The 17,131-nt window shown below is 66.4% G+C and carries 18 protein-coding genes; 9 read left to right on the top strand and 9 right to left on the bottom strand.

Features of this window, described 5'->3' with window-relative positions; all coding sequences use genetic code 11:
• Positions 1-67: 67 nt before the first annotated feature.
• Positions 68-1,447 (top strand): cytochrome P450, encoded by a 1,380-nt coding sequence (locus tag ACNJ7K_RS08805; RefSeq protein ID WP_487041491.1) that lies wholly within the window; start codon positions 68-70, stop codon positions 1,445-1,447.
• Between the two features lie 4 nt (positions 1,448-1,451).
• Here the strand turns inward: ACNJ7K_RS08805 and ACNJ7K_RS08800 are convergent, their stop codons facing one another.
• From ACNJ7K_RS08800 to ACNJ7K_RS08780, 5 genes are all read right to left on the bottom strand, one after another.
• A complete protein-coding gene (locus tag ACNJ7K_RS08800; protein ID WP_120280649.1) occupies positions 1,452-2,186 on the bottom strand; it encodes an SDR family NAD(P)-dependent oxidoreductase in 735 nt (244 codons plus the stop codon).
• Positions 2,183-3,211, bottom strand: coding sequence for a phosphotransferase family protein (locus ACNJ7K_RS08795; RefSeq protein WP_487041490.1), 1,029 nt, complete (start codon positions 3,209-3,211; stop codon positions 2,183-2,185). The genes ACNJ7K_RS08800 and ACNJ7K_RS08795 overlap by 4 nt, the downstream gene beginning before the upstream one ends.
• Positions 3,208-4,419: an acyl-CoA dehydrogenase family protein gene (locus tag ACNJ7K_RS08790; RefSeq protein ID WP_120280651.1), complete on the bottom strand. Its 1,212-nt coding sequence runs from the start codon at positions 4,417-4,419 to the stop codon at positions 3,208-3,210. The genes ACNJ7K_RS08795 and ACNJ7K_RS08790 overlap by 4 nt, the downstream gene beginning before the upstream one ends.
• Before the next feature lie 93 nt (positions 4,420-4,512).
• Entirely contained in the window at positions 4,513-5,139 is a 627-nt protein-coding gene (locus ACNJ7K_RS08785; RefSeq protein ID WP_159417312.1) for a TetR/AcrR family transcriptional regulator, read from the bottom strand.
• Positions 5,140-5,205: 66 nt separating this feature from the next.
• Positions 5,206-6,333 carry an NDMA-dependent alcohol dehydrogenase gene (locus tag ACNJ7K_RS08780; RefSeq protein ID WP_006554686.1) on the bottom strand — a complete coding sequence of 376 codons (1,128 nt, stop codon included), beginning with the start codon at positions 6,331-6,333 and terminating at the stop codon, positions 5,206-5,208.
• 150 nt (positions 6,334-6,483) lie between these two features.
• On the opposite strand from ACNJ7K_RS08780, the gene ACNJ7K_RS08775 reads away from it, so the two are divergent.
• On the top strand, positions 6,484-6,924 hold the full coding sequence (locus ACNJ7K_RS08775; protein ID WP_059382785.1) for an SRPBCC family protein: 441 nt from the start codon (positions 6,484-6,486) through the stop codon (positions 6,922-6,924).
• Between the two features lie 8 nt (positions 6,925-6,932).
• Here the strand turns inward: ACNJ7K_RS08775 and hppD are convergent, their stop codons facing one another.
• Positions 6,933-8,138 (bottom strand): 4-hydroxyphenylpyruvate dioxygenase, encoded by a 1,206-nt coding sequence (gene hppD, locus ACNJ7K_RS08770; protein ID WP_016692535.1) that lies wholly within the window; start codon positions 8,136-8,138, stop codon positions 6,933-6,935.
• Between the two features lie 186 nt (positions 8,139-8,324).
• Here hppD and ACNJ7K_RS08765 point away from each other — a divergent pair, with 186 nt between their 5' ends.
• From ACNJ7K_RS08765 to ACNJ7K_RS08755, 3 genes are all read left to right on the top strand, one after another.
• Complete coding sequence (locus ACNJ7K_RS08765; protein ID WP_016692536.1) at positions 8,325-8,834, top strand: Lrp/AsnC family transcriptional regulator; 510 nt, start codon at positions 8,325-8,327, stop codon at positions 8,832-8,834.
• Between the two features lie 141 nt (positions 8,835-8,975).
• The gene (locus tag ACNJ7K_RS08760; RefSeq protein WP_016692537.1) at positions 8,976-10,229 is read left to right on the top strand and encodes a Glu/Leu/Phe/Val dehydrogenase dimerization domain-containing protein; all 1,254 of its coding nucleotides are present in this window, start codon (positions 8,976-8,978) and stop codon (positions 10,227-10,229) included.
• On the top strand, positions 10,222-11,688 hold the full coding sequence (locus ACNJ7K_RS08755) for an amino acid permease (RefSeq protein ID WP_487041489.1): 1,467 nt from the start codon (positions 10,222-10,224) through the stop codon (positions 11,686-11,688). Before ACNJ7K_RS08760 ends, ACNJ7K_RS08755 begins: the two co-directional genes overlap by 8 nt.
• On the opposite strand, the gene ACNJ7K_RS08750 is transcribed toward ACNJ7K_RS08755, so the two are convergent.
• Positions 11,670-12,086: a VOC family protein gene (locus tag ACNJ7K_RS08750; protein ID WP_230824969.1), complete on the bottom strand. Its 417-nt coding sequence runs from the start codon at positions 12,084-12,086 to the stop codon at positions 11,670-11,672. The genes ACNJ7K_RS08755 and ACNJ7K_RS08750 overlap by 19 nt on opposite strands.
• A gap of 131 nt (positions 12,087-12,217) precedes the next feature.
• Here ACNJ7K_RS08750 and ACNJ7K_RS08745 point away from each other — a divergent pair, with 131 nt between their 5' ends.
• Positions 12,218-12,832 carry a dihydrofolate reductase family protein gene (locus ACNJ7K_RS08745; RefSeq protein ID WP_487041488.1) on the top strand — a complete coding sequence of 205 codons (615 nt, stop codon included), beginning with the start codon at positions 12,218-12,220 and terminating at the stop codon, positions 12,830-12,832.
• 160 nt (positions 12,833-12,992) lie between these two features.
• On the top strand, positions 12,993-13,553 hold the full coding sequence (locus tag ACNJ7K_RS08740) for a TetR/AcrR family transcriptional regulator (protein WP_088898643.1): 561 nt from the start codon (positions 12,993-12,995) through the stop codon (positions 13,551-13,553).
• A gap of 33 nt (positions 13,554-13,586) precedes the next feature.
• Here ACNJ7K_RS08740 and ACNJ7K_RS08735 read toward each other — a convergent pair whose 3' ends face one another.
• Both ACNJ7K_RS08735 and ACNJ7K_RS08730 read right to left on the bottom strand, forming a co-directional pair.
• Positions 13,587-14,744 (bottom strand): alpha/beta hydrolase, encoded by a 1,158-nt coding sequence (locus tag ACNJ7K_RS08735; protein ID WP_487041487.1) that lies wholly within the window; start codon positions 14,742-14,744, stop codon positions 13,587-13,589.
• A gap of 75 nt (positions 14,745-14,819) precedes the next feature.
• Positions 14,820-15,425, bottom strand: coding sequence for a TetR/AcrR family transcriptional regulator (locus tag ACNJ7K_RS08730; protein WP_487041486.1), 606 nt, complete (start codon positions 15,423-15,425; stop codon positions 14,820-14,822).
• Positions 15,426-15,563: 138 nt separating this feature from the next.
• Here ACNJ7K_RS08730 and ACNJ7K_RS08725 point away from each other — a divergent pair, with 138 nt between their 5' ends.
• Both ACNJ7K_RS08725 and ACNJ7K_RS08720 read left to right on the top strand, forming a co-directional pair.
• Entirely contained in the window at positions 15,564-15,794 is a 231-nt protein-coding gene (locus ACNJ7K_RS08725; RefSeq protein ID WP_059382776.1) for a ferredoxin, read from the top strand.
• Positions 15,795-15,798: 4 nt separating this feature from the next.
• Positions 15,799-17,082: a cytochrome P450 gene (locus ACNJ7K_RS08720; protein ID WP_455408717.1), complete on the top strand. Its 1,284-nt coding sequence runs from the start codon at positions 15,799-15,801 to the stop codon at positions 17,080-17,082.
• The last annotated feature ends 49 nt before the right edge of the window (positions 17,083-17,131 follow it).

Below are 17,131 nucleotides of genomic sequence, written 5' to 3'. Positions count from 1 at the left end.
GTGACGCAGACTACACCCTAATCTGACAGGGCTCCCTGTCAGATATCCGCAGAACTGGAGGTTCGTCGTGACCCGGATCCTGGCGGCTCCCCCCGCCCACTCCCCTCTGCGCCCGGTCCCGGGACGATCGGGAATACCCGGTATCGGGCACGTCCTCGAATACATCCGCGATCCCCTCGCGATGATGCAGAAGCACTGGGACCGTTACGGCGAGGTGTCCTGCTTCTCGGCGGCCGGCCGACGCTGGATCTCGGTCCTCGGACCCGACGCCTGCCAGGAGGTGCTGCAGAACAAGAACCGGGCCTTCGCCAACGGCGACGGCTGGTCGGCACTGATCGGGCCGTTCTTCCACGGTGGCCTCATGCTCCTCGACTCGGAGGAACATCTCCGGCACCGCCGCATCATGCAGCAGGCATTCACCCGGTCACGCCTCGAGAAGACCGTCGAGGCCATGAATCCGTCGATCACCGAGAAACTCGACAAATGGGTTCCCACCGACGGATTCCGTGCCTACACCGCACTGAAGACACTCACCCTCGACCTTGCCACCGACATCTTCATGGGCGGCGCCGAGGACTCCACACCGGCCGAGATCGAAGCGGTGAAGAAGGCGTTCATCGACTGTGTGCAGGCCGCGACCTCGATCGTCCGGTATCCCGTCCCCGGCACCAGATGGAAGCGCGGACTCGACGGACGCCGGGTGCTCGAAGACTTCTTCCGGCACTATCTACCGGCACGACGGTCGCGGGAGACGGACGACCTCTTCTCCGTGTTGTGCCACATCGAATCCGAAGCGGGACAACGGTTCAGCGACGCCGAGATCGTCGATCACATGATCTTCCTGCTGATGGCCGCGCACGACACGTCGACCATCACGATCTCCACGATGATGCAATATCTCGGGCAACACCCGCAGTGGCAGGACCGATGCCGGGGCGAGTCTCTCGCGCTGGGCACCGCCGCCCCGAGTCACGCCGATCTCGACGCGCTCGGCAGCCTCGATCTGGTGATGAAGGAATGCCTCCGGCTGGTCTCCCCGGTCCCGGTCCTGGCGCGACGGGCCGTGCGCGACACCGAGGTCCGGGGACATTTCGTGCCGGCCGGCACGTATGCCTCCGTGGCACCGCACTTCACGCACCACATGGCGGAGTACTGGCCGGAGCCCGAACGTTTCGATCCGGAACGCTTCGCGGAGCATCGACGCGAGGACAAAGTGCACCGCTACGCGTGGGAGCCGTTCGGCGGGGGCGTGCACAAGTGCCTCGGCATGCATTTCGCCGGGGTCGAGGTCAAAGCGATCGTCCACCAGTTGCTGCTGCGCTTCGAGTGGCACGTCGACGCCGGCTACGTGGCCCCGCTGGACTTCACGTCGTTGCCGTTCCCGTCCGACGGGCAGCCGGTCGACCTGCGATTGCGGTCGACCGACTCCGAACGACAGTCCGTGTAGAGCATCAGGCGGTGTAGAGACCTGCGCCCGCGCGGCTGAGCACGAGCTTGGGCACCACGGCCCGCGACGACAGTTTGAGCAGCGCGTCGACGATCTCGACGACGTCGTTCACCTCGATCATGGACTCGGCCGGGATCTTGTCCTTGATCCAGTCGGACATGTCGGTGTCGACGTAGGCGGGTGCGAGCGCCGACGCCGAGATGCCGTTGCCGGACTCCTCGGCGTTGAGCGTCTCCACCAGCGAGATCAACGCGGCCTTCGTCGCACCGTAGGCGGCGAGACCGGCCTCGGCGTAGACACCTGTGATCGACGAGAGCGCAACGATCTTCGATCCGCGCGCCGGATCGTTCTCCGCCTCGGCGCGCAGCAACGGCAGCGACGCCTGGATGAGCGCAAACGGAGCGTTGAGGTTCACGGCGACCGTCTTGTCGAACCGCCGGGCCGGGAACTCGGCGATCGGACCTGCCGTGCCGACACCGGCATTGAGGATCAGGGCCTTCATCGACCCGAACGCCTCGCGATGCGTCTCCACGACGCGGGCGGTGGCTTCCGGATCGGCGAGATCGGCTGCGACGGCGCGTACCTCCTTGGCACCGGCCTCCCGCAGCCGCTCGGCGACGCTCTCGAGTCGTTCCGCGCCACGGGCGCTGATCGTCAGTGCGTAGCCGCGCTCGGCGAGACGGGTTGCGATACCGAGGCCGATACCTCTCGAGGCGCCGGTCACGAGCGCGCTGGTCACGCGTGGGCTCCCTTCAATGCTGCGAGTCCTGCTGCCACCAGGTCCGGCACGGCTTCACCGGCACGGTCGAAACCGTCGCCGATCGTCGCTCCGGCACGCCACCGGTGGTTGATGCCCTCGGCGATGACGGCGAGCTTGAGGTAGGCCAGACCCATGTAGAAGTTCCAGTTGGCGATGTCGCGACCCGACGCCGTGGCGTAGCGCTGCACCAGATCGTCCGCCGCCGGCAGTCGTTCGCTCGACCATGCCGCCGGGAAGCCCAGGATGTCGTCGAGCGCCGGATGCCGGTACACGCACATCATGGCGAGATCGGTGAGGGGGTCGCCGAGGGTGGACAGTTCCCAGTCCACTACGGCGACAACGCGTGCCGGGTCGGTCGAGTCCAGGATGGTGTTGTCGATGCGGTAGTCGCCGTGGACGATCGACGGAGCGGGCGACTCCGGAATCGACTCGGCGAGCGCGGCGTGCAACCGTTCGAGATCCGGCAGTTCGCGGGTCTTCACCCGGCCCCACTGGCTCGCCCACAGCTTCACCTGCCGGGTCACGTAGCCGTCCGGCCGGCCCAGTCCCCCGAGACCGACGGCCTCGAAGTCGACGTTGTGCAGTTCGGCGATGATGCGCACGAGTTCACCGACGCAGCGGTCGATCTCGTCGTCACCGAGCGCATCGAGGTCGGCCTTGCTGCGCACCACACGTCCGTCGACGAACTCGACGACGGTGAACGGCGCACCCATCACCGAATCGTCCTCGCACTGGACGACGGTGGGCGCGACCGGCACACCGGTGCCCTTCAGTGCCGACGTGATGCGGAACTCGCGGGCGACGTCGTGCGCCGACGGCGTCAGACCCGTGGTCGGAGGGCGACGCAGCACCCAGTGGGACTTCTCGTCGCGCAGCCCGTAGGTGAGGTTGGACTTGCCGCCCGAGATGAGTTCCGCCCGAAGTTCACCGTGAACGGTCACACCGGAATCGGCGAGGAAGCGCTCGAGGACGGCGAGGTCGAGTCCCTCGTGCACGGCGGTCATTTCGCGGCCTCGCGGGCTGCCTTGCGGACGGCTCCGACGGCACGCTTGGCGATGGCCCAGCGGTGCACCTCGGACGGGCCGTCGTACACGCGGAACGGGCGGACCTCGCGAGTGAGACGGGCGATCGGAAGGTCTTCGGAGACACCGAGACCGCCGCACATCTGAGCGGAGCGGTCGACGATTCGGAAGATCGCCTCGGCGGCGAAGGTCTTGGCGATCGACGTGGCGTTCGAGGCGTGCGAACCCTGGTCGAGTTCCCAGCACGCCTGCACGAGCAACGCGCGGGTCGCGGCGATGTCGATCTCGTTGTCGGCGATCATCTTCTGGATCATGCCGAGATCGCCGAGGCGGGAGCCGAAGCCTTCACGCTCCGCGACGTAACGGACGGCGGTGTCGTGACCGCGGCGGGCGGCACCGAGCCAGCGCATCACGTGCGTCATGCGGGCGGGGCCGAGGCGCACCTGCGCGTAGGCGAAGCCCTGGTCGACCTCACCGAGCACGGCGGAGTCGGGGACGAACAGATCCTCGAAGTCGACCTCGCAGTGGCCACCGATCATGGAGCGGTCGAGGGTGTTGATGTGGCGGCCGACCTTCAGGCCCGCGGTGTCGGCGGGTGCGAGGAACATCGTGGCGCCGCCACGCTGACCGGGCTCACCCGAGGTGCGGGCCATGATGATGAAGAATCCGGCACCGTCGGCGCCGGTGATGAAGTGCTTGCGGCCGTTGATCTTCCAGCCACCGGAGACCTTCTCGGCGCGTGTGTTCAGCGCGTTGGGATCGGCGCCGGCACCGGGGGCAGGCTCGGTCATCGCGAAGGCCGAGCGCACGTCGCCGGCGGCGAGGGGCGCGAGGAACTGCTGCTTCTGCTCGTCGCTGGCGATGTGCGCGAGCATGTGCACGTTGCCCTCGTCGGGGGCGGCGATGTTGAGCGCGGTGGGGCCGAAGAGCGAGTAGCCCGCGGCCTCGAAGACCGGGGCGCGGTCGGACATGTTCAGGCCGTGGCCGCCGTATTCGACGGGCGCGTGCGGAGCGAAGACACCGGCAGCCTTGGCGGCCTTCTGCAGATCCGCCCGGATCGCGTCGCCACCGGCCGCGGTGATGTCGCCACCGTGGGCGTCCTCGACGGGAAGCACCTCGTCGCGGATGAACTGCTCGGTCCGCGCGATGAGGTCCCGGACGTGATCCGAGTAGGACAGGTCGACCGCCATGCTGAGCTCCTTCCGTACCGACCGATCGATCGCTCGGTCGAGTTCACGGTGGCATATCCCCGCCACCGGGTCAAGCCCGGAAGGGGTGCTCGACTACTTCGCTCCGACCGCGTTCCGCGCGACCTGCAGGTAGCGGTGCACGATCTCGTCGGGCGACAGCGAACCGTCCGGCCGGTACCAGCTCGCCACCGCGACGCACATCGTCGTCACCGCACGACTGGCATCCTTCGGATAGGGCGTGGAGAACGTGCCGTCGGAGACACCGGCCTCGACGATCTCGTCGATCATGCGTTGCTGGTCGTCGCGCAGGGCGACGAACGCGCGGCGTGCCTCGGGTTCCATGCTGCGCATCTCGGTCGACGCCACGAACGCCTGGTCGCGGCGGAACATGTGGAAGCGCAGCAACGACTCGACGACGGCGTCGAACTTCTCGGAAGGGGTGGGTCCGGCTTCGGCGATCGCCTGCCGGCTGCGGGCGAGCAGGTCGTGCAGCACGGTGGTCGTGAGAGAGACCAGCAGCGCCTGCTTCGACGGGTAGTGGTGATACAGCCCCGGCACCGACAGGCCGGACCGCGACGCGACCTCACGAATGGACGTGCCGTCGTAGCCGCGTTCGGCGAACGCCTCGAGCGCAGCGACGAGCGGCTTGGGCAGGTCGGTCGGGCCGTAGTCCCGCCAAGAGCCGACGTCGCCGGAAACCGAATCCTCACGCGTGTCCATGCTCAACACCGTAAGGGACGGTTCCGGCGACGTCGGCGCTCGCAGGATCGAAAGCCGCTCGCAGGATCAGTAATCGTCCTCGCCGTAGAGGACGAGGCCGCGGAGGTTCTTGCCGGCATGCATGTCGGCGTAGCCCTCGTTGATGTCCTCGAGCTTGTAGGTCTTGGTGACGAGGTTGTCGAGGTCGAGCTGCCCGTTGCGATACAGCTCGAGCAGCTTGGGGATCTGCGAGCGCGGGCCGGTGCCACCGAAGATGGCCCCTTGCAGGCGCTTCTGCAGCAGCGTCAGTTCGAACAGGCTCATCGTCACCTGCGAATCGGTGGCGTGACCCATGCCGACGACCACGACCTGTCCGCCCTTGGCGGTGAGACCGAGTGCGGGACCGATGATGTCGCCGGTGATCTCACCGACGGTGATGACGGTGACGTTGGCCATCTGGCCCCAGGTGATCTCGCCGATCACCGGTGCGGCCTCCTCGATCGACGCGAAGACGTGCGTCGCGCCGAACTCCTTGGCCTTCTGCCGCTTGAACTCGACCGGGTCGATCGCGACGACGAACCGCGCCCCGGCGTGTGCCGCGCCCTGGACGGAGTTGATGCCGACACCGCCGACACCGATGACGACCACGGTGTCGCCGAGCTTGGTGCCGCCGATTTCGGTGGCCGAACCCCAGCCGGTCGCGACACCGCAGCCGAGCAGTGCCGCTTTCTCGAGCGGGATGTCCTTCTCGATCTTGATGACCGACGCCTCGTTGACCGTGACGTACGGCGCGAACGTGCCGAGCAGGCACATCTGCAGCACCGGGTCGCCGTTCAGCGTCGCGCGGTAGGTCTTGTCGGAGATCGCCTGGCCGGTGAGCAGGCCGGCACCCTCGTCGCAGATGTTCTGCATGCCTTTGGCGCAGGCCCGACAGCGGCCACAAGCGGGGATGAACGCGAGGACGACGTGGTCGCCCTCCTCGAGACCCCGTACTCCCGGGCCCACCTTGGTGACCACACCCGCGCCCTCGTGACCACCGAGGACCGGGAAGGACGGAAGCGGTGTCGCCCCCGAGCGCAGATGCTCGTCGGAATGGCACAGACCCGAGGCCGCGAGGCGGATCTGCACCTCACCTGCGACGGGATCGCCGAGATCGATCTCCTCGATCTCCCACGGCTGGTTGATTCCCTTGACGACTGCTGCCTTCGTCTTCACCCGAGCCTCCTGAGCCGAAAGTGTGTGTGACGTGCGTCACGGCATTCAAACACTTATCGGACGTTAGAGCAACGGGTTCGAATCTCTTCCGGAGCGGCCCGTTACCCGCTACATTGAGTAACAGACAACTTCTCGTGAAGGGCTCCAGCCATGATTCACGTCCGCCACAGCGCCGTCGCAGACATCCCCGTCGACCTCGCGTTCTCCTACGTCGACGACTACCGCAACGTCCCCGACTGGATGTTCGGAGTGGCCCGCTTCCAACCCGTGGGCGAACAGGTCTCCGGTCTCGGTGCCGTCTACGACTCGACGATGCGGATCGGCCCCAAGGATCTCGACTCGCGCGTGGAAGTCGTCGAGTGGGAACGCAATCGCGTGATCGTCCTCGACTCGATCGCCGGATTCCGCGCCGCGTCGTCGTGGACCTTCACGGACCTCGGCGACGCGACGCGGCTCGACGTCGACTTCGGCTACCGGCTGCCCGGCGGGATCGCCGGCCGCACACTCGGCATGCTCATCGAACCCATTGTGGGAACGGCGATCCGGCAGACCGAACACGCGTTGCGCACGCGGCTCGGTCAGCTCGTCTAGGACCGGACTCAGAAGTTGCCGCGCGCGGCCTGCTCCCGCTCGATCGCCTCGAACAGCGCCTTGAAGTTGCCCTTGCCGAAGCCGAGCGAGCCGTGGCGCTCGATCAGCTCGAAGAACACGGTCGGGCGGTCGCCGACAGGCTTGGTGAAGATCTGCAGCAGGTAGCCGTCCTCGTCGCGGTCGACCAGGATGCCCCGCTTCTTCAGCTCCTCGATCGGCACCCGGACCTCACCGATACGGGCGCGCAGCTCCGGATCGTCGTAGTACGCGTCGGGGGTCGCGAGGAACTCGACGCCTTCCTCACGCAGCCGGTCGACCGCGGTGAGGATGTCGTTGGTCGCCAGGGCGAGATGCTGTGCGCCCGGTCCGCGGTAGAAGTCGAGGTACTCGTCGATCTGCGAACGCTTCTTCGCGATCGCGGGCTCGTTGAGCGGGAACTTCACGCGGTGGTTGCCGTTGCACACCACCTTGCTCATGAGCGCCGAGTAGTCGGTCGCGATGTCGTCGCCGATGAACTCCGCCATGTTCGTGAAACCCATGACGCGGTTGTAGAAGTCGACCCACTCGTCCATGCGTCCGAGTTCGACGTTGCCGACGACGTGGTCGAGCGCCTGGAAAATGCGCTTGGGCGCACCCTCACGCTTGCGGTAGGTCGAGGTGCGTTCGACGTAGCCGGGCAGGTACGGGCCGTTGTAGCGCGACCGGTCGACGAGCGTGTGCCGCGTGTCGCCGTAGGTCGCGATGGCGCCGATGCGGACGACACCGTTCTCGTCGCTGATCTCGTAGGGCTCCTCGAGGACGGTCGCCCCCTGCTTCCGGGCGTGCTCGATGCACTTGTCGACATCCGGGACCTGCAGGGCGATGTCGACCACGCCGTCACCGTGGAGGCGGTGGTGCTCGATCAACGGGCTGTCCGGATCCACCGCACCCTTGATCACGAATCGCACGGCGCCGCTGCGCAGTACGTAGGCGTGGTGGTCGCGGTTGCCGGTGGTGGGTCCGGAATAGGCGATGAGTTCCATGCCGTAGGCGGACTGGTAGTAGTGCGCCGTCTGCGTGGCGTTTCCGACCACCCACACCACGGCGTCCCAGCCGCTGACGGGGAAGGGGTCCCGTTCGCTGTCGTACTCCACGAGACCGACCAGGCGCCGGAGTTCCTCGGCGTCGAGCTGAGCGAGTCGTTCGCTGTCGGTCAGGGTGTATTCCAGAGTCATCGCTGCAACCTCCTGCCGCTCACTGCGGCACAGTCGTTGTGTCGTGTGTCACCAGGAGAAACCCACCCGTAGGTGCGACGCAACGTCGCCTTCGGCAACTGGTCCGACTGACTGGAATTCGCCGGAATCCGCGCGTTCACCTATACAATCGGGCTAGTTTTCGGCGCTCGATGGGAAGGAACCGCGATGCGCGAGCCCGTGCAACTGGACGAATTGGATTTCGCTCTCCTCGAGGCCCTGCACGCCGACCCGAAGATCGGCGCGCTCGAACTGTCCCGTCGGCTGAAGGTCGCGCGTGCCACCGTCTCGGCCCGCCTACGACGCCTCGAGGACACCGGGGTGATCGCCGGTTACGAACCCCGGATCAACCTCGCCGCAGCAGGTTTCGACGTGCAGGCGTTCGTGACGATGGAGATCGTGCAGGGCGCGCTCGAAGACGTCACCGAGGTCCTCGAGCGCATCCCCGGCGTGCTCGAAGCGTTCGCTACCACCGGCGCGGGCGACGTGCTGTGCCGGATCGGGGCCGAATCGCATCTCGGCCTCCAGCAGACCCTCATCGAACTGAACCGCTCCTCGATCGTCGCGCGGTCGACGAGCGTGATGGTGTTGTCGGAAGTGGTGCACTACCGGGCGATGCCGCTGCTCCGCACCCTCGAGCCGGAACGATCCGCGAAGGCACCGGCCTACCGCCGCTGAACCGATCACGTCCACAATCCGTCCCCCGCTAGCCGGATTGCACAGAAAAAAGCGCTTCGGGCATCCGAACCCTCCGCACGCTGCACAGTTCGCCGAAGCACAGTTGCGCAGCATTTGTTACTGCCGTCACAGTCTTTCGCCATGAAGAACCTGCTGACGCGATTCGAAGAAAAAGCCCCCGAAATCGTCTTCGAGTGGCACGACACCGAGACCACCGCCCGGGGCTGGGTCGTCATCAACTCGCTGCGGGGCGGCGCGGCCGGCGGCGGCACCCGCATGCGCCGCGGCCTGGACCGACGCGAGGTCGAGTCGCTGGCGAAGACCATGGAGATCAAGTTCACCGTCTCCGGACCCGCGATCGGCGGTGCCAAGTCCGGCATCGATTTCGATCCGTCCGACCCCCGCAAGGAAGGCGTGCTGCGCCGCTGGTTCGCGGCCGTCACGCCCCTGCTGCGCGCCTACTACGGCACCGGCGGCGACCTCAACGTCGACGAAATGAACGAGGTCGTTCCTCTCACCGAGTCCAACGGCCTGTGGCACCCGCAGGAAGGTGTCGTCAACGGACACTTCGGCAAGGACGAGCGCCAGCGCATCCAGCGGGTGGGCCAGCTACGACTCGGCGTCGCGAAGGTCGTCGAGGACGCGCGGTTCACCCCCGCCACCAGCACGAAATACACTGTCGCCGATCTGATCACCGGTTACGGCGTCGCCGAGTCGGTCCGCCACCATCAGCTCGTCTACCGGGGCACCGACCTCGCCGGCAAGCGCGTCGTGGTGCAGGGCTGGGGAAATGTCGGCGCCGCCGCTGCCTACTATCTCGCCCAGGCCGGCGCCTCGATCGTGGGCATCATCGACCGCGACGGCGGCATCCTCGCACCCGAGGGTCTGTCCTTCGACGAGGTCCGCACCCTGCTGCTCGAGCGCGACGGCAACGCCCTGCGCAGCGACCGCATGATCCCTTTCGACGAGGTGAACGCCCGCATCTGGGATCTCGGAGCCGAGATCTTCCTGCCCTGCGCCGCGAGCCGCCTCGTCACCCGCGAGCAGGTCGACCGCATGGTCGCCGCGGGACTCGAGTCGATCGCCTCCGGCGCCAACGTCCCGTTCGCCGACGACGAGATCTTCTACGGCCCCACCTACGAGCACGCCGACAAGTCCGTCGCCGTGATCCCCGACTTCATCGCCAACTGCGGCATGGCCCGGGCCTTCGCCCAGCTCATGGAGGGCGACGTGGAGGTCTCCGACGCCGCGATCTTCGGCGATGTGTCCACCACCATCGAGACGGCACTGCGCCGCTGCCACGACCGGTCGACCGAGCTCACCGGGCTCGCCGCGACGGCCTTCGAGATCGCACTGGACCAGCTGGTCCCGGCCGGGGAGCGCATCGATGACTGACACCCTGGCTACGGCGACGACGACCGGCGCCCAGAACACCGCAGGGACGACGACCGGCGCCCAGAACACCGCCGGTCTGCATCGCGCCATGCGGCCCCGCCAGCTCGTCATGATGAGCCTCGGCGGCGCCATCGGGGCCGGTCTGTTCGTCGGGTCGGGGGCGGGTATCGCCGTTGCCGGCCCGGCGATCCTGATCTCGTTCCTGGTGGCGGCCGTTCTCGTCGTGTTCGTGATGCGCATGATGGGTGAGATGGCCGCGGCCAACCCGGCCAGCGGTGCGTTCTCGGAGCACACCGAGAACGCCCTCGGCCCCGTCGCGGGGCGCACAATTGGCTGGTTGTACTGGGTGCAGGTGATCATCGTGATCGCCGCGGAGGCCACCGGCGCCGCCGCGATCACCGCGGTGGCACTGCCCGGCATCCCCCAGTGGGCGTCCGCGCTGTTCTACATGGTCGTGCTGACGGGCGTGAACCTCGTCGGCGTGCGCCGCTTCGGTGAGGTCGAATTCTGGTTTGCCGCAATCAAGATCGCCGCGATCCTCGGCTTCCTGGTGATCGGTGTCGCAATGATCGCCGGGTGGATGCCCACCTTCGAGACGACCGGCTTCTCCAACCTCACGGCGCACGGCGGGTTCGCTCCCACCGGCATCGCGGGTATCGCCGCCGGCCTGCTCATCGTGGTCTTCGCCTTCGGTGGCACCGAGATCATCGCGATCGCCGCCGCGGAGACCGCCGATCCCCGGCGCAACGTGGGCCGCGCGGTGCGCACCCTGGTGTGGCGCATCCTCGTGTTCTACATCGGGTCGGTGCTCGTGATGGTGACGATCCTGCCGTGGACCTCCGAGGATCTCGCGACCGGTCCGTTCGTCGCCGTGCTGCAGGCCGGGGCCGTCCCGGGCGCCGCCGCGGTGATGACCGTGATCGTCGTGGTCGCACTGCTCTCCTCGCTCAACGCGATGCTGTTCAGCGCTTCCCGGATGATCTTCTCGCTGTCGCACCGCGGATCCGCACATCCCGTCTTCGGGCGACTGTCGTCCAACGGCGTTCCCCGTAATGCGGTGCTCGCCTCGGTGGCCTTCGGCTTCGTCACGGTCGGATTGAACTATCTCTACCCCGACCGGGTGCTGCCGTTGCTGCTCAACGCCGTCGGCTCCACGATCCTGGTGCTGTGGACGTTCGTCGCGGTCTCGCACCTCGTGCTCCGTCGTCGCGCACGCCGCAACGGCACCGAGGATGCACTGCCGCTGAAGATGTGGGGCTTTCCGTACCTGTCGTACGCGACACTCGGTCTGCTCGCCGGCATCGCGGTGCTCGCCCTGTTCGACGCCGCTGCCCGCACGCAGCTGCTCGCGACCGGTGCGTTGACCGCAGCGATCGCCGGTACCTGCACGGTGCTGGCACGGCGACGCGCTGCGGCCGAGACGGCTCGAGCGGAGACGGTTCAGGGGCGCCAACCGTAGGGACGCGTGATTATCTCCATGAAGTGACCGGCGGGGTCGAGGAAGTAGGTTCCTCGACCCCCGTCGTTCCTGTTGATGCCGTGCGCCGACTGCCGGGGGTCGGCCCAGTGTTCGATCTTCTGCTCGAGGATCCGAGCATAGATCTCGTCGAACTCCTCCTCCGACACCAGGAATGCGTAGTGCTGCGGCGGATACTCCACGTCCGGTGGCGGTTCGGCGAAATCGAGGGTGACGCCGTTGGCGAGTTCGACGGCGAGGAAGTGCCCGGCGGGCACCGGGTCGGGCAGCCCGAACAGGGTGGTGAGGAAGTAGGCCGAATGCTGCTTGTCGTCGGCCGCGACGATGGTGTGGTTGAACGCAATACTCAAGGAGAACTCCTTGTGGTCCCGCGCCTCCATGCCTGACGCAGTCCGTCATCGACACGCGACGCTGCGTCCAGAGATACCTTCCGTGCCGGAGGGATGCAAGCGATGAGTTCTCCGCGCTTCCCGGGTCTGTATTCGGCGACAACCTTCGAAAGGGGACGACGATGAAGCTCACGGTGACGACCTTCGTATCGGCCGACGGTGTGGCCCAGGGACCGGGCGGCCCCGATGAGGACCGGAGCGACGGCTTCGAACGCGGCGGTTGGGTGGTGCCGCTGTTCGACGAGGACACCGGCACGTTCATCGACGAGGTGTTCTCGAAGGTCGATGCGTTCCTGCTGGGCCGGAACACCTACGACGTCTTCGCTGCGTCGTGGCCGAACTCGACCGATCCCGACGATCCGGTCGCCCGTGCACTCAACACCCTCCCGAAGTACGTCGCCTCCACGACGCTCACCGACCCCGAGTGGCAGAACACGACCGTCCTCGACGGCGACGTGCCCACTGCGGTCGCGGAACTGAAGAAGCAGCCGGGACGCGAACTGCAGGTGCACGGCAGCATCCGTCTGGTCCACACCCTCTTCGAACACGATCTCGTGGACGAGTACCGCCTCATCACGTTCCCGGTCGTCCTCGGTCAGGGGCGGCGACTGTTCCCCACCGGGGGTCGCGACACGAAGTTCGATCTCGTCGAATCGCGCACCACCTCGTCCGGTATCGCCATCACCGTGTACCGGCCGGTAGGACGACCCGAGTACGGACTCGCCGAAGTCGAGTGACCCGAAGTACGAACCGATCTGTACCGAGGGGCTGCTCGAACTCGCCTGCCGCATCATCTGTCCGAGACGACTACGGACCTCGTTCCGAACGGTCGACCGAAACCCGCTCTTGGGGGTCGGCCAAGATAGCATCGGGGCGGGAACTAGGTCAGGACTGGAGATGCCCCGCAACAGACGTCCGCAGGATCGGGAAGAGAAACGCGCAGAGATCGTGGTAGCCGCCCGGCGGTTGTTCGTCGAGGAAGGATACGACGCGGCATCGATGACGCGGATCGCCCGTGACGCCGGAGTCGTGTCGAACACGCTGTACTGGTACTTCCAGGACAAGGACTCGATATTGATCGCGGTCCTGGATGCGGTTCTGGCCGACTCGATGGCCTCCTACAGCAAGATGCTGGGCTCGGGGCTGGCCGATCGACTCTTGTGGTTGGTCGAAGAATTGGAACAGCTGGGGCGGTTGGTGAGTACGGTGCACACACGCGCCGAGAAGTCCGCGTCCGTTCAGCAATGGCACGAGCAGTTCCACACGCTGGCCGAAGGGTTGTTCCGGGCAGAGCTGATCGAGCTCGGTGTGCCCGCAGACGAAGTCGATCCGCTGGTAGCGATCGGCGTTTTCGTGGTCGAGGGCTTGCTGATGCACCCGACGGATCAGGCTCAGCGGCGCGCGGTGATCGAGACGTTGCTCAACGGCGCTCGCAGTCGTGCCGCAGCCACCGGCTGAGCCCCCGGCCTTCGTCCGCGAACTCGGAGCGACCTACTGTGCGGTGTGGCCGAATTGCCTTTCCAGGAAAGAGATTTGGTCACACACAGCACGTTCGAAGTGTTCACCGACGTAGATGTCGAAGTGGTCGCACACGTAGCTCTGAACCTGCACGTGCGCCAGGCCCTGTGCGTGACGCTTCGTGGTCTTCGCGGGCGCGGCCGCGTCGTTGTCGCAGACACACAGCAACGTCGGAGTGCTGAAACGAGCCAGCGCGCGACCGGGTCGATCGAGCGGAAGACGCAGTGCCAACCGGGCAGCGAGGGCGTTGGCAGCCTCGAATTCGCCGTTCGGACCGCGCAGTACACCCCAGATGCTGTCGCGGCCGGCTCCGGTCTCGGGTTCTTCCTTACCGTCGATCTCCGTCAGCTCGATGTTCTTCGACAGCTGAGCCCGCACCGACGGAAGCCGTGTCAACACCGTGCTGGTGCGCCGCGAGAGCCGGGTCCCTGCAGGCAGGAGTGCGGAAGCGCCGGCGAGGGCGTCGGGCGAGGCCACGAACGCGGGCATCCAGGACGTCCCTGCCATCGGCAACAGGATCGGCTTCGCACCGAACCACGACCCGATCGTGTCGAGGATGCCCGCCACTGTCAGTGCCACCACGCTCAGCGGGCCGGTCCGTATCCGCGCGCGCAACGACGCCGGACCGTCGGTGAAGGGACACTGCGCCACGACCGCCGCGATACGGGTGTCCTCGGAGGCGACCTGAAGGACATGCCCTCCACCGAACGAGCTGCCCCACAGGGCAATCCGGTTGACATCGACTTCCGGGAGTGTGCGCACGTAGGCCAGGGCGGCGCGCCAATCGGCGCGTTGCCGGCCGATGTCGAGGATCTGGCGCGGCGCCCCGCCGCTGGCCCCGAGATGACGGTAGTCGAATACCAGCACCGACCACCCCGCGGCGGCGAACCGTTCCGCGTAGGCATCCAGGCGCATCTCCCGCACCGCTCCGAGCCCGTGCCCCATGATCACCATGGGGCGCGGACCGTTCAGATCGGGTGCGGTGTACAGCCATGCCGCGCACTCGTCCTGGCCGGAGACGAACGAGACCTCGCGCCGCTGCACCGCTACGGCCTCGTGCCGCTCGGCAGACCCACCGATTTCCATGACGTGCGCCCTCTCCGCTTCTCCACCACATTTCTTGGACGCCATTCAAGAAGGCGTCACGATGACGATAAAGGCGTCTTGGATGCCGGTCAAGAAGACGACAGGGGTACGAGTCCGCAGTCAGGCGCCCTGACCGCCCTCGCGTTGCGTGGCCTCGTACCCCGTGGTCAGCCAGTACACCGCACGATCGATCGTCGGCATGATCTCGGCGAGTTCGATCTGCCCTTCGAGGCAGCGGCCGACGAGTCCGAAAACGACGCTCGACAGGATCGACATCGACTCCTCCACGAAGACCGGGTCGACATCCTCCAGAACGGCCATTCCGACGGGAATCACTTCGTCGAAGCCTCGCATGTGCAGACCTTCCCAACCGGGTGCCGTTCTCACCCTGAAGTAGGCGAGGAGCATCGCGGGGTTCTTCTCCCACGGTTCGAAGATGGCTCGGATGACGCGCATCATCGCCGGATGCAAGCGCTCACCCGGCGCGCGCGGCTGCTCGACGAGACCGGCGTGGTTCTCCTTCATCCAGTGCTCGATGGCGGCGAGGATCAGTTCCTCGCGTGTCGCGAACCGTTTGTAGACGGTGGACAGCGACATGCGCGTCCGGCGCGCGACCTCGCGCAGCTGGACGGCGTCGTAGCCACCTTCCTCCAGGAGTTCGATCACGGTCTCGAGCAGGCGTGATCGCGCCTCGTCCGGCCCATTCGGGATAGCGATAACACCCATCGTGAAAACATCCTTGCCGTCAAACGGTAACCACGTTATCGTGACCTAGGTAACACGGTTACACCCTACCCCGGTGGCGGTCACCCAGCCCGGCCACACCGTCACCGTTCGAACCCACATCCCCCTCCTGGAGCGCCGATGACGGGATCACCGAAGCGTCTGCACATCGATCGAGACCTGTGCGAAGCACACGCGTTGTGCATCGAGATCGCACCCGAGATCTTCGATCTCCCCGACGACGACATCGCGACCTGCGACGAGAACCCTCCGGAAAGCCTCTGGCCCAAGGCCCATTCCGCCGCCAGCGCCTGCCCTCGGCAGGCCATCGGCATCGTCGAGAACCTCCCCTCCTCCCCGAAAGGTCCGTGATCCGATGACCGACCTTGCATCCTCCGACTACTTCACCGACGGAGAGATCGCCCAGAGTCCGTTCGAGTACTTCGACCACGTGCGCAGTCGCAATCCGGTGTATCGGGAACCTCACCACGGGGTCGTGGTGGTCACCGGCTATCAGGAGGTGGTCGAGGGGTTCAAGAACAGCGAGGCACTGTCGGCGGTCAACTCGATCGGAGGTCCGTTCCCGCCGTTGCCCTTCGAACCCGAAGGCGACGACATCACCGAACAGATCGAAGCCCACCGTCACCAGTTCCCGATCTTCGAGCACATGGTGACGATGGACCCACCCGACCACACGCGCGCCCGGTCACTGCTCGGACGACTCCTCACCCCGAAACGACTGAAGGAGAACGAGGAGTACCTCTGGGGACTGGCCGACGACGTCATCGACGAATTCATCGGCGAGGGCCGATGCGAGTTCCTCGGCGATTATGCAAAGCCCTTCGCTACCATGGCGATCACCGACCTGCTCGGCGTTCCGGAGGAGGACCGCGAGGAGTTCCGGTGGGTACTCGGCGCCGGTGAACGGCCCGGCACGCGGGTCGGCGCGCTCGACCACGAGCCCGTCGGGATCAACCCCCTCGAATTCCTCGACGGACGCTTCGAGAAGTATCTCGCCGACCGTCGTCGCGAACCCCGCAACGACATCCTCAGCGGTCTGGCTGCCGCGACCTATCCGGACGGTTCGATACCCGAACTCCTCGAGGTCGTCCGACCTGCGACATTCCTCTTCGCCGCCGGCCAGGAAACGGTGACGAAACTCCTCAGTTCGTCGCTGCGGGTGCTCTGCGAACGCCCCGAGTACCAGAAGATCCTGCGCGAGGACCGCAGTCTCATCAAACCGTTCATGGAGGAATCGCTACGCTTCGACAGTCCCACGAAGGTGGACTTCCGACTCGCCCGCAAGACCACGACCATCGGCGACGTCGAGGTACCGGCCGGGTCGGTCGTGATGCTGAGTCTCGCCGCCGCGAACCGTGATCCGCGTAAGTTCGAGGAGCCGAACGAGTTCCGGCTCGATCGGAAGAACTCGCACGATCACATCGCATTCGGCCGCGGCCTGCACACCTGTGCCGGCGCCCCGCTCGCGCGCATCGAAGGGCACGTCACCCTCAACCGTCTGCTCGATCGGATGGAAGACATCCGCCTCAGCGAGCAGGCACACGGCCCGGAGGACGACCGAGCGTTCGCCTACGAACCCACCTTCCTCCTGCGCGGGCTCGTCGATCTGCACATCGAGTTCACCCGCAGCACGCAGTAACCCGGCAATCCCATGGCTCTGCATCGCCCGACTGGACGGTGCACGAAGT

It is taken from the genome of Rhodococcus shunpengi, from assembly GCF_048381395.1.
GTDB lineage: Bacteria > Actinomycetota > Actinomycetes > Mycobacteriales > Mycobacteriaceae > Rhodococcus.
Note: the sequence above shows the minus strand (reverse complement) of the source record. Positions and strands in the feature narration are given on the sequence as shown.